We start from the raw sequence: 12092 nt of genomic DNA, 5'->3' as shown, positions 1-12092 counted from the left end.
TTCTCAGATGATTGATTGTTCATGATTATGAACAGTGTTCTCCGTTTTGTCCATCTTTTCCCAGGCAAGAACAATACCATCTAGCTTAACAGTACGGCGTCTTGCCGGATACCTGACATGCAGTTGTCAGGTGGCTTGTGCGATACGGACGTCCGGGTGGCGAAGTGCCGATGTGAATGCCAGGATGGGCGAACAGGAAAATGAACTGGCGAGAGGAAATCCTCGACTGTGACGCGGCCGGCCCGGTACCGGTTCGAATCTATAAATGCTCTGGTGCGCACCCCGCACCGCCGCTTGTCCTGCACCTGCATGGGGGACGTTTCCTTGGCGGTTCACTCGCCGGTGGAGAACGGATCGCCTTTCAGTTGGCTCGCGCCGGTGCAATCGTTGTTTCAGCCGACTACACAGTGGCGAACGAAAAACCTTTTCCTTCTGCGCTGCGCTTCGCGTTCGCCGTTTTGACGTCGTTGCGCCAGCGATGTGCAAAGCTCGCAGGTCGGAAGTCATTTCTCCTGGTTGCCGGAGAAGAAGCCGGCGGCAATCTGGCGGCGGGTCTGGCTTTAATGGCAAGGGACCAGTTGCCGAGCGCGCTACAGGGGCAGATTTTGCTGTCGCCGATGCTCGATCCATACATGGCGACCGTATCATTCCGTGAGGAGACATTTTCGGATCAGTGCCGGTGGGCAGAAGGCTGGAATCGCTATCTGGGCTCGTCCGCCAGGGCCTGCCATCCCTACGCGGCGCCCGCTTATTGCCAGCGTCTCGCCGGTGTTGCGCCGGCACTGGTCATCACCGCACAAGACGACCCGATGCATGACGAAAGCCTCGATTACGCAAGACGCCTGCGGGAGGCAGGGGTGGCTGTGCGCCAACATATCCTGACTAGCCGAACCGGCTGGCCAGCCAGTTATGCGGATTGCACAGATGTAAAGCGGGACTGGGAGGAGACCGTATGCGGCGAGTTCGCCGCGTTCTTTCACGAAGTGGGGGCGTTGTCTCACTAGCCGGTAAACTTCTCTGGTCGGCTTCGAGCCGTAAAGGACAAAAGCAATGGAATCTATCATCACTCGCCGGCTCCTCATGGGCGCCGGACTGGGACTTGTCGTCTCTGTCGCCGCAGTCTCGATCATCATGGACCGTGCCAGCGATGCAAAGGCCGGACCGGCGGCAGCCGCGCCGGCACCGGCAGTTCCGGTCTCGGTCGTGACCCTCAAGCCGCAAGACGTGACCACGTGGCAGGAGTTTTCGGGGCGGCTTGAAGCCGTCGACCGCGTCGACCTGCGCTCGCGAGTCGCCGGGGCAATTCTGGCCGTCAATTTCCGTGAGGGAGCGCTGGTGAAGAAGGGCGATCTGCTCGTCAAGATCGATCCGGCTCCCTATGAAGCGGCAGTTGCCGAGGCCCAGGCTCAGGTTTCGGCGGCTCAGGCACGCGTCGAACTGACAAAGCTTGAACTCGAGCGGGGGCGCAAGCTCATCGAAAGTCGAACGGTCTCGCAAAGTGCCCTCGATCAGCGGCGTAGCGCTTATCACGAGGCAGATGCCGCCTTGCGTTCGGCCGAAGCGGCCTTGCAATCAGCACAGCTTGATCTTGGCTACACGGAAATCCGCGCGCCGATCTCGGGGCGTGTCGGCAAGCGGCAGATCACGGTCGGTAATCTGGTCACCGCGGGTGCCGGATCGCCGGTACTAACGACACTTGTCTCCACCGATCCGATCTATGCGAGCTTCGATGTCAGCGAACAGGTACTCGGTCGGGCTTTGGGCGGGCTACCGTCTGGCGATGACGGAATGCGGCCTATCGGACGCATTCCCGTCGAGATTGAGGCGGCAGGTGCGGCCGGCGGGCCGATTCACGGTCACCTTCAGTTTGTCAACAACAGGGTCGATACGGGAAGCGGCACGGTTCAGGTCAGGGCGGCTTTCGATAATCCCGACGCTCTCTTGATTCCGGGGCAGTTCGTGCGGGTGCGCATCGGGCAGCCCAAGCCGCAGCCGCAGCTCCTCATCAGCGAGAAGGCGATTGGAGCCGACCAGGACAAGAGGTTCGTCCTGGTGGTGGGCAAAAACAATCAACTCAGTTACCGCCAAGTCGAACTCGGCGATTGGGTCAATGGCCTGCGCATTGTTGCGAGTGGTCTGAAGCCGGGTGAGCGCGTCGTCGTCGACGGTCTGCAGCGCGTGCGCTCAGGCGCCTTCATCGATCCGCAGCCCTTGCCGACAGGCCCTGTAGAGCAGGCATCCGCTGCCGGATTCTAGTGGTCGGCTACTGGTACTACCGGTCGACGTGCCTGGTCAGTCGAAAACATCAACATGCAGTCGCGGTCGACACATTCATCGGCAGCGATCGATCCTTGAAGCCAGATTTACACGCCCGAAGGGGGACGTGAGATGAATATTTCCAGGTTTTTCATAGACCGGCCGATCTTCGCCGGTGTCCTTTCTGTCCTGATACTGGTGGCAGGGATCCTCGGCCTTCGGTCATTGCCGATCTCTGAATATCCTGAAGTCGTGCCGCCATCGATCGTTGTGCGTGCGCAGTATCCAGGCGCCAATCCCAAAGTGATAGCCGAAACGGTCGCCATGCCGATCGAGGAGGCGATCAACGGCGTCGAGGACATGCTCTACATGTCCAGTCAGGCGACCACCGACGGTCAAATGACGCTGACGGTCACTTTCAAACTCGGCACTGATCCGGATAAGGCGCAGCAACTCGTCCAGAACCGCGTATCTCAGGCCGAGGCGAGGCTTCCTGAGGAAGTACGCACTCTCGGCATCACCACGGTCAAGAGTTCGCCGGACCTGATGATGGTCGTCCATCTGCTCTCGCCGCAGGGCCGCTACGACGTCACCTATCTTCGCAACTACGCCGTCCTCAATGTCAAGGACAGATTGGCAAGGATCGACGGCGTCGGTGATGTGCAGGTGTTCGGCTCTGGCGATTATTCCATGCGCGTGTGGCTTGATCCTGAAAAGCTTGCCGAGCGGCAGCTTTCCGCGAGTGATGTCGTCACTGCAATCCGCGAACAGAATGTCCAGGCAGCGGCGGGTATCATCGGTGCTTCGCCTGGCGAGGACGGCCTGAACCTGCAGCTTTCGGTCAACGCCCAAGGGCGGCTCGAGACCGCGGATGAGTTCGGCGACATCATTGTAAAGACAAGCGAGGGGGGCGCCATTACGCGTCTGCGAGACGTCGCCCGCGTCGAGCTTGGCGCGGCGGACTACTCACTGCGGTCTCTGCTTGCCAACAAGCCGGCGGTCGCCATTCCGATCTTCCAGGCACCGGGATCCAACGCCATCGAAATCTCCGACGCCGTACGCAACGTGATGGACGAACTCCAACAATCCATGCCGGAGGGCGTAAAATACCAGATTGTCTATGATACAACGCAGTTCGTGCGTGCCTCTATCGACGCCGTGGTCCATACGCTGCTCGAAGCGATCGTATTGGTCGTGCTCGTGGTCATCCTGTTCCTGCAGACATGGCGCGCCTCGATAATTCCGCTCATCGCAGTACCTGTATCGGTGATCGGTACCTTCGCGGCGATGTATCTGCTTGGCTTTTCGATCAATGCACTCAGTCTGTTCGGTCTGGTGCTGGCGATCGGCATCGTCGTCGATGACGCCATCGTCGTGGTGGAGAATGTAGAGCGCAACATCGAAGAGGGCCTGACACCGCGCGAAGCGACTTATCAGGCTATGCGCGAAGTCTCCGGGCCGATCGTCGCAATTGCCCTGGTATTGGTTGCGGTTTTTGTTCCGCTTGCTTTCATCACAGGTCTGAGCGGGGAGTTTTACCAGCAGTTCGCCCTCACGATAGCGATCTCGACGGTGATCTCCGCCTTCAATTCGCTTACGCTCTCGCCAGCGCTGGCAGCCTTGCTGCTACCATCGCACAATGCACCGAAGGACCGAGTTACCCGCGCGATGGACTTTGTGTTCGGACGGTTCTTCCAGGGCTTCAACCGCTTCTTCACACGCAGTTCGGCGGCCTATGGCGGGGCTGTCGGGCGCCTTGTTTCGCGCAAGACGCTTGTGATGGGGGTCTATCTTCTTCTTGCGGCAGCAACTTTTGCAATGTTCAAAACGGTTCCCGGCGGCTTTGTGCCGGCACAAGACAAGCAGTATCTCGTTGGTTTTGCGCAGCTTCCGGATGGAGCGACCCTCGACCGCACGGAGAGCGTGATCCGCCAGATGAGCGACATCGCACTCAAGCAGCCGGGGGTGGAGAATACAATCGCCTTTCCAGGCCTGTCGATCAACGGTTTCACCAACAGCTCCAATGCGGGCATCGTTTTCGTGACGCTGAAGCCGTTCGAGCAGCGGGAGGGTGCGGAGCTCTCCAGCGGGGCGATCGCGCAAGCACTAAACACACAATATGCCGGGATCCGCGACGCTTTCATTGCCATGTTCCCGCCGCCGCCTGTCCAGGGCCTTGGCACGATCGGTGGCTTCAAGCTTCAGATCGAGGACCGCGCCGGACTGGGCTATAGGGCGCTTGACGACGCGACGAAGGCATTCCTCGCCAAAGCCTATCAGGCGCCGGAATTGGCAGGGCTTTTCTCGAGCTACCAAATTAACGTACCGCAGCTCTTCGCCGATCTCGACCGCACCAGGGCGCATCAGCTTGGTGTTTCGGTAACCGATATTTTCAACACGCTCCAGATCTATCTTGGTTCGCTCTACGTGAATGATTTCAACCGGTTTGGACGAACCTATTCCGTGCGGGTCCAGGCGGATGCCTCCTATCGCAGTCATGCCGATGATATCGGTCGGCTGGAGGTGCGCTCGAAATCCGGGGAGATGGTGCCGCTATCGGCGTTACTGAAGGTCGAGCCGGCCACGGGGCCGGAGCGCGTCGTGCGATACAATGGCTTCCTGTCGGCCGACATCAATGGCGGCCCGGCTCCGGGTTATTCATCCGGCGAGGCGCAGGCGGCTGTGGAGCGCATCGCGGCGCAGACCCTGCCGAAGGGAGTCGCGTTCGAATGGACGGACCTCACCTACCAGCAGATCATCGCCGGGCATTCGGGGGCGATTATTTTTCCGCTCGCCATATTACTGGTCTTCCTGGTCTTGGCCGCCCAATATGAAAGCCTCGCCCTTCCGATCGCGATCATCCTGATCGTTCCGATGGGACTTCTGGCCGCCCTGACCGGCGTCTGGCTTACTCATGGAGATAACAACATCTTCACGCAGATCGGCTTTATGGTGCTCGTTGGCCTTTCCGCAAAGAACGCCATATTGATCGTGGAATTCGCGCGCGAGCTCGAACTTGCGGGAAAAACGCCAAAAGAGGCCGCGATCGAAGCAAGTCGGCTAAGGCTTCGGCCTATCCTGATGACTTCAATGGCGTTCATTATGGGCGTGGTGCCGCTCGTCACGTCAACCGGAGCTGGGGCGGAAATGCGCTCAGCAATGGGTGTCGCGGTCTTCGCGGGAATGATCGGCGTCACGGCATTCGGCATCTTCTTGACGCCGGTCTTCTATGTCGCCATCCGGCATTTGGGCGGGCGCCGGCCGCTCAAGCATGCGGGGGCCGTGACGATCACGCCAATTGCGGATGGTCGAATGGAATCCGACCACCAAACCGTGTGATCCAAGGCCGCATCCGGGATCTGCACGGTCAGCACCCACTGCGAGAACGGTGCACTCGGCCTGCTCCCAATGCAACAGCGCCGCCACAACGAGTTCAAGCACGATTCCAAGACAGTCAAGGCCCTGCTAAGGATGGCAGGGCCTTGACCGTCCGGCGGATTTTCTAGCGTATCCGCGGCAGGCGCTCGAATTGGTGATAGGGCGGCGGCGAAGACAGTATCCACTCCAGCGTGGTCGCGCCTTCACCCCACGGATTGTCACCGGCGACGCGCTTCCTGGCGAAGGCCTCGACAATCATGATGAAGAACACCAGCATCCCCAAAGTGGAGATGTAGGAGCCGATCGAGGAGACGAAATTCCAGCCCGCGAAGGCGTCCGGATAGTCCGCATAGCGGCGCGGCATGCCGGCCAGCCCGAGAAAATGTTGCGGGAAGAACACCAGATTGACGCCGATGAACATCAGCCAGAAATGCAGCTTTCCCAGTGTTTCGCTGTACATGTAGCCGGTCATTTTCGGGAACCAGTAGTAGAAGCCGGCGAAGATGGCGAAAGCGGCGCCCAGCGACAGCACATAGTGGAAGTGCGCGATGACGTAATAGGTGTCCTGGAACAGCCGGTCGATGCTCGGATTGGCGAGCTGGACGCCGGTGACGCCGCCGATGGTGAACAGAAGCACGAAGCCGGCGGCCCACAGCATGGGCGTCTTGAAGGTGATGGAGCCGCCCCACATGGTCGCCAGCCATGAGAACACCTTGACGCCTGTCGGCACGGCGATGACCATCGAGGCGAAGGCGAAATAGCGTTGCGTGTCCACCGAAATGCCGGTGGTGAACATGTGGTGCGCCCACACGACGAAACCGATGACGGCGATGGCCACCATGGCATAGGCCATGCCCAGATAGCCGAAGATCGGCTTCTTGGAGAAGGTGGAAATCACATGGCTGACGATGCCAAAGCCCGGCAGGATCATGATGTAGACTTCCGGATGGCCGAAGAACCAGAACAGATGCTGATAGAGGATCGGGTCGCCGCCGCCTGCCGGCTCGAAGAAGGTGGTGCCGAAGTTGCGGTCGGTCAAAAGCATGGTGATCGCCCCGGCCAGTACCGGCAGCGAAAACAGCAGCATGAAGGCCGTCACCAGCATCGACCATGCGAAGAGCGGCATCTTGTGCATGGTCATGCCCGGCGCGCGCATGTTGAGAATGGTGGTGATGAAGTTGATGGCGCCAAGGATCGAGGATGCTCCCGCCAGATGGATCGACAGGATGACGAGATCGACCGCCGGACCCGGCTGGCCGACCGTCGAATAGGGCGGATAGAGCGTCCAGCCGCCGCTATGGCCGTTTGAGCCCGGTGCGCCCGGCACAAACAGCGATGTGAGGAACAGGATGAAGGCCGAGACCAGCAGCCAGAACGAGACGTTGTTCATGCGCGGAAAGGCCATGTCCGGCGCACCGATCATGATGGGCACCATCCAGTTGCCGAAGCCGCCGATCAGCGCCGGCATGAGCACGAAGAAGATCATCACCAGGCCGTGCGCGCTGACGACGACATTGTAGCTGCTCGGATCGGTGAATATCTGGAGGCCTGGTTCCTGAAGTTCCATGCGGATCAGCACCGAAAGCCCGGTGCCGAGAATGCCCGCGATGATCGAGAATATCAGGTAGAGCGTGCCGATGTCCTTATGGTTGGTGGACCATATCCAGCGTCGGAAAAAGGCCGGATGATGATGGACTTCCATGCTGGCGGCTTCGGACATGACATTCCCTCCGTGCTCACGGTTCCGGCCGGATGAAGGGTCAGTCGCAATGGTCTGGTGAGGGGGTCGTGCCTCGTCGCCGAGGGCGGCCTCATGTCCCGGTCAGGCCACAAGACAATCTGTGTGGACTTTGCCACGCCGGCTTCGGCCGGCGTGCGTCCCCGCGTGTCTGCGATTGGCTCGGTCGAGCCGTGCGCTCGACATCCAACCTCCCCATAACCTAGCGCGCTATAGATGCACCGGCAATATATCTTTTGAGTTTGATGGGGTGGATCGATTCCATCCCGATTTGAAAAATGGTCTTGATCGAACAGTGGGAGCGGATCATCCTTGTTCGCCGCCGCCCCAGGAGATGAACATGCGTGACGGATCGAGTTCTATTGCAGTCGTCAAGGGAGCCAACGGGCAAGACGTTCAGGCGCTTCTGGCCGCTGTCGCGGCAGACGGCCGGTCGGCGGGTGTCAGCGTCGTCGGCGTCATTGCCGAAGAGCATGGTCTGCCTGAGCGCACATGCAGCGCCGGAAGCCTGCGCGACATCGTCTCCGGCTCGCTTTGTTCGATCTATCTGGAAAGCACCCCGGTGGGAACGTCCTGCCATCTCGACGCCCGAGGCGTCGAAGCGGCGTGTTCGCTCGTGCTCGACCAACTTGAGGGCAGCGATCTTGTCGTGCTGAGCAAATTCGGCAAGCTCGAAGCCATGCGCAAGGGCCTGTTTGCGGCGTTCGAAGCCGCGCTCGCGGCCGGCAAGCCTGTTCTGACCGCGGTGTCGGGAAAGCATCTGGAAGCCTTGCGGGCCTTCGCGCCGCAAGCCGTTTTCATCGAGGCCGACGCAGCGGCGTTGCGGCAATGGTGGCGCTCACGCGTCGACCTGCCTTTACAAAAGGCCGAGCATTAGAGCCGCGTCCGTAAAGATGAATGTTCAGTCGATCATATGACTGGTAGTAATAGCCATAAGAGCTTGCGCGGCAGATTCATCCGGCAGTTCGGTTTATGAGCGTGACCTGATCCTGGCTGGTATCCGATGCGATTGACGATGTTTACCGACTACGCCCTGCGGGTGTTGATGTATGCCGGTACGGCGGGCGACCGCCTGATTACGATCGAGGAAACATCGAAGAATTTCGGCGTCTCCCGCGCCCATTTGATGAAAGTGGTCAATAACCTGACCAAGATCGGCTATTTGAAGGGCGTGCGTGGGCGCAGGGGCGGCTTCACGCTCGCCGAACGCCCGGAAAACATCAATCTCGGCGCGGTGGTGCGGCAGACGGAACCCGATTTCGCACTGGTCGAGTGTTTTGGCCGAGGCAACCAATGCCTCATCACCGGGTCCTGCCGGCTGCCCAATGTTCTCAACCAGGCCCTTAACGCGTTCGTCGCGACGCTGGATCGCTACACGTTGGCCGACCTGATGCTGACGGAGGGCGATTTCAGCGAGCCATTTCCGCTCGACGGCCGGATTCGCGGCCCTGAATTCATCGAAGCAACCGCCCAGGGATAGACACAAGTGACGATGCTTCACGGCTTGCCGGTTCCGTGAAGGCTCCGCGGGAGCGGGCGTTCGCCATAATTGACGATCGATCGCCGCAGGATCCGGCCCGCTTCGTCGACAGTCAGCCGCGCGCGGCGTCCCCTGTAGAAGAAGGTGAGCCTGTATTGCCCGGCATGTTCGGCCTCGCCGCGCTCGCAAATGCTGGTAATTTCGTTTCGGCGCATCAAAGCCTGGACGCGTGACGGCGGGACATTCAACAATTCCGCCATGAGCGAGGCATCGACAGAGAAGTTGTCACCGCTCCGTTCGATGATCATCGGCGTCTCTCCAAAATTTCCGTCCGTGTGCTGCCTCAGCAAGTCAGCGCGGCGCCAGACGATACAACGATACATCGAAGCGGCGTGTCGTAGAAGAGTTCGTATCGCGCGGCCTCACGCATGCCTGAGTGGCCGACACGCCGTCTCGTTCCTTGCTCACAGTCGCGCATTGTTACAGTAACGTACTCCAATCGGCAGTTCAGAATGGGATTGTGCGTCGACGCCAGGGGCTGACAAGGAGCAGGTGGCGACAGGATCCGCCTAATCATCTTGGATTAATGGCCGGCGGCACGCCCAACACCGACAAGTCGCCGACGAAAGCACGATTCCCTCCAGCGACTGCTCTCTTGGCAGACCGTTTGTGCTGCCTGTCATAAGGGAGTTGGACGGAAAATACGTCGCAACCGTACATCTTATCCTCGGGAGGAAGACATGCGTGCCATCAACGCTTTCATCGACCGGACCATCAAGTGGTTTCTGATCCTATTCGGGCTGGTCACATGCGCGACGCTGCCGCTCGCATTCGACATCGGTGCAATCACGTCGCAGCTTGGCGGCTTCGTCGATTACACACCCGCCAGCGTGCCGATCCTGCGGCATTGGGGGCTCATGGTGTTCGGCATCGGCGCCTTGATGGTTGTCGCCGCATTCCGTCCATGGCTGCGTTTCGAGACGATGCTGTTCAGCGCTGTCGAAAAGAGCCTTGTCGTCTATCTTTTTCTCAGCAATCTCGATGAGCCGTGGATAATGGGCTACTTTCCGGCCTTTCTCGCCGACGCCACGATTGTCGCCTATAGCATCGTCTACTTCATAAGCGAGCGAGGCAGGCCTGGGCGATGGATACCGGCAGACGGCGCGACTACAGCCTAGCCTTCCGTTTGGACCGCGTTTCGATCGGCGCGGGGGCGAAGGTGACGCAGCAGGCGCCGAGTGGGCATGCGCCCCAACACGACCGGCTCCAGTTTTTCGCCGAACGACACGACCGATCGGCCGCCATCATGGGCGGCGACGTTCTCCACATGATCGAGATTGAATAACAGCGAGCGGCTGACCCGCACGAATGGCGGCCCGGCAAGCTCGGCCTCGAAGCTTCGGAGCAGACGGCATACGAAATGGTTGTGGCCATCGGCCATCAGCATGCGGGTGAAATCACCTTCGGCCATCAGCAGTGCGATCTTGTCGGCAGAAACGATGGCCGAACGGCCGGGCAGCCTGATGTGGATGCGTTGCGGCTGATCCGGATGGGTTGAGCGATCCCGGCTTGCCTGCTCCCGAAACCGCCGTATCCGCTCCAAGGCGACCGAGAGCCGGTCTTCATCAACCGGCTTCAAGAGGTAGTCGAGCGCCGCGACATCGAATGCCTGTGGCGCGTAGCCGCTGTGGCCCGTCACGAAGACGATGGCCGATCCCGGATATATCTGGTCCAAAAGGTCGAAGCCATGCCCATCGCCGAGCTCGACGTCCAGAAAGATGGCGTCCGGCTTAAGCGTGTTGGCCAGTTGGCACGCATCGGCGATCGAAGCCGCTTCGCCGACGATCTCGGTGCCTGCGTCCCTGGTTATGATCCGCTTCAGGCCGCGGCGCGCACGCGGTTCATCATCGACCAGCATCAGGCGTAACATGCGCTCCCCCGTAGCGTCAGTTTTACAACCACCTTGCCCTCCTCCTGATCGATGGTCAGCCGATGGCGATCGGGATAATGCAGTTCCAGGCGGCGGCTTGTGTTGGCAAGGCCGACGGCCGGCCGGTCCCGGCTGTGCTTTCTCAGCCGGCCGGAGTTGCAGATTTCCACGGCGAGCTGCGTGCCGACTCGTTTAGCTGTAACCGAAATTGCAAGAGGCCCATTGGTGGTGGCGAGACCATGCTTGACCGCGTTTTCGATAAGCGGCTGCAGGATGAAATGGGGAACCCGAGTTCCCTCAATATTCGGGTCTGCGTCCAACTTGCAATCCAGCCGGCTTTCGAATCTCAGTTCCTGGATGCGCAAATAATTGCGCACCGCTTCCAATTCCTCGGCCAAGGAGCACAAGCGCTGATCATGATGAGCGAGAGAGTAGCGCAAATAGGCTGCCACGCGCTTTGTCATTTCAAGCGCGATATCGGGAGATTCCGGAATCTCCATCGCCACGACATTCAGAGCGTTCAACAAGAAGTGGGAATCCAGTTGCGAACGCAGCTGGTTCAATTCTGCGTTGAGGGCGGCTTCTCGCGCATGGCCGCGTTGGAACCACGCGGTGCGGGCATCGGCTTCGGCGTTGATCCACAGATAGGCAAGCGACCACCCCATGAACACCAGCGTATAATAGACGGCAGGTATGACGAGCTTGCTGGAAACCAGACCGGGGTCATTCTGCGGCAGCATCGCAGTCTTGATCGCATCGGCAACCAGCATCTGACCTAGCCCGGCGAGAACCGAAAGCATCAGCGCAACCGCGACGATCATCAGGGTTATGCCACGCCTGATGCGGTCGCGGAAGAACGAGTGGGCTAGCGCGGTCAACGAAAATCCGATTGGTTCGAGAACAGCCGTCAGCACAAGGGCAAACACCAGATCTTCGAAGGCGATGATCCGGCAGACGAAGCCGAACATCGCTCCGAAAAGCCAACCGGCGGTTTGCGCCCGCCAGAACGAACCCAATGTTCGCTCCAGGCTCGTATTGGGGAGGACCACAGGTTCGCGCGTTGAAACCTGGGCAAGTGTGCTGCGAACGGTAGCCGGATGCGACCCTTGCTGCTCGAGAACCACAACGACGCTCATTGTACCCCCCCAATGCGCGGCGGCCGCTCCAACCGCCACTTCATCGACTTAATCGACCCCTTGGTCGAACGGGATATGCCGGTGCACCTCCCACTGTGCCACCTTGTGACGCAATGGCAGGCAAGGCCTAACATGGAACCACTGAATGACCAAATCGCGAGTAGGTAAGATATT

General features: G+C 59.8%; 10 protein-coding genes. 6 read left to right on the top strand and 4 right to left on the bottom strand.

Annotation, left to right across the window (positions count from 1 at the left end; genetic code table 11):
• The first annotated feature begins 200 nt into the window (after window positions 1-200).
• The 3 genes from BFN67_RS17535 (at window position 201) to BFN67_RS17525 (ending at window position 5595) form a co-directional block, all read left to right on the top strand.
• Window positions 201-1004 (top strand): alpha/beta hydrolase, encoded by an 804-nt coding sequence (locus BFN67_RS17535; RefSeq protein WP_080920828.1) that lies wholly within the window; start codon window positions 201-203, stop codon window positions 1002-1004.
• Between the two features lie 46 nt (window positions 1005-1050).
• Window positions 1051-2256 (top strand): efflux RND transporter periplasmic adaptor subunit, encoded by a 1206-nt coding sequence (locus tag BFN67_RS17530; protein WP_080920827.1) that lies wholly within the window; start codon window positions 1051-1053, stop codon window positions 2254-2256.
• Window positions 2257-2388: 132 nt separating this feature from the next.
• Complete coding sequence (locus tag BFN67_RS17525) at window positions 2389-5595, top strand: efflux RND transporter permease subunit (RefSeq protein WP_080920826.1); 3207 nt, start codon at window positions 2389-2391, stop codon at window positions 5593-5595.
• Between the two features lie 163 nt (window positions 5596-5758).
• Here the strand turns inward: BFN67_RS17525 and ctaD are convergent, their stop codons facing one another.
• Window positions 5759-7354: a cytochrome c oxidase subunit I gene (gene ctaD, locus BFN67_RS17520; RefSeq protein WP_080920825.1), complete on the bottom strand. Its 1596-nt coding sequence runs from the start codon at window positions 7352-7354 to the stop codon at window positions 5759-5761.
• A 358-nt stretch (window positions 7355-7712) separates the two neighbouring features.
• On the opposite strand from ctaD, the gene BFN67_RS17515 reads away from it, so the two are divergent.
• Both BFN67_RS17515 and BFN67_RS17510 read left to right on the top strand, forming a co-directional pair.
• Window positions 7713-8249 (top strand): DUF2478 domain-containing protein, encoded by a 537-nt coding sequence (locus BFN67_RS17515; protein ID WP_080920984.1) that lies wholly within the window; start codon window positions 7713-7715, stop codon window positions 8247-8249.
• Window positions 8250-8375: 126 nt separating this feature from the next.
• On the top strand, window positions 8376-8852 hold the full coding sequence (locus BFN67_RS17510; protein ID WP_080920824.1) for an RrF2 family transcriptional regulator: 477 nt from the start codon (window positions 8376-8378) through the stop codon (window positions 8850-8852).
• Between the two features lie 17 nt (window positions 8853-8869).
• Here the strand turns inward: BFN67_RS17510 and BFN67_RS17505 are convergent, their stop codons facing one another.
• Window positions 8870-9160: a DUF6522 family protein gene (locus tag BFN67_RS17505; protein ID WP_080920823.1), complete on the bottom strand. Its 291-nt coding sequence runs from the start codon at window positions 9158-9160 to the stop codon at window positions 8870-8872.
• A gap of 432 nt (window positions 9161-9592) precedes the next feature.
• Between BFN67_RS17505 and BFN67_RS17500 the strand changes: the two genes are divergently transcribed.
• The gene (locus BFN67_RS17500) at window positions 9593-10030 is read left to right on the top strand and encodes a hypothetical protein (RefSeq protein WP_080920822.1); all 438 of its coding nucleotides are present in this window, start codon (window positions 9593-9595) and stop codon (window positions 10028-10030) included.
• On the opposite strand, the gene BFN67_RS17495 is transcribed toward BFN67_RS17500, so the two are convergent.
• Window positions 10027-10782 carry a LytR/AlgR family response regulator transcription factor gene (locus tag BFN67_RS17495; protein WP_080920821.1) on the bottom strand — a complete coding sequence of 252 codons (756 nt, stop codon included), beginning with the start codon at window positions 10780-10782 and terminating at the stop codon, window positions 10027-10029. The genes BFN67_RS17500 and BFN67_RS17495 overlap by 4 nt on opposite strands.
• Entirely contained in the window at window positions 10770-11918 is a 1149-nt protein-coding gene (locus BFN67_RS17490; protein ID WP_080920820.1) for a sensor histidine kinase, read from the bottom strand. Before BFN67_RS17490 ends, BFN67_RS17495 begins: the two co-directional genes overlap by 13 nt.
• Between the last annotated feature and the right edge of the window lie 174 nt (window positions 11919-12092).

It is taken from the genome of Manganibacter manganicus (assembly GCF_002075885.1).
Lineage (GTDB): Bacteria > Pseudomonadota > Alphaproteobacteria > Rhizobiales > Rhizobiaceae > Mesorhizobium > Mesorhizobium manganicum.
This window is presented reverse-complemented; position numbering and strand designations above follow the sequence as displayed.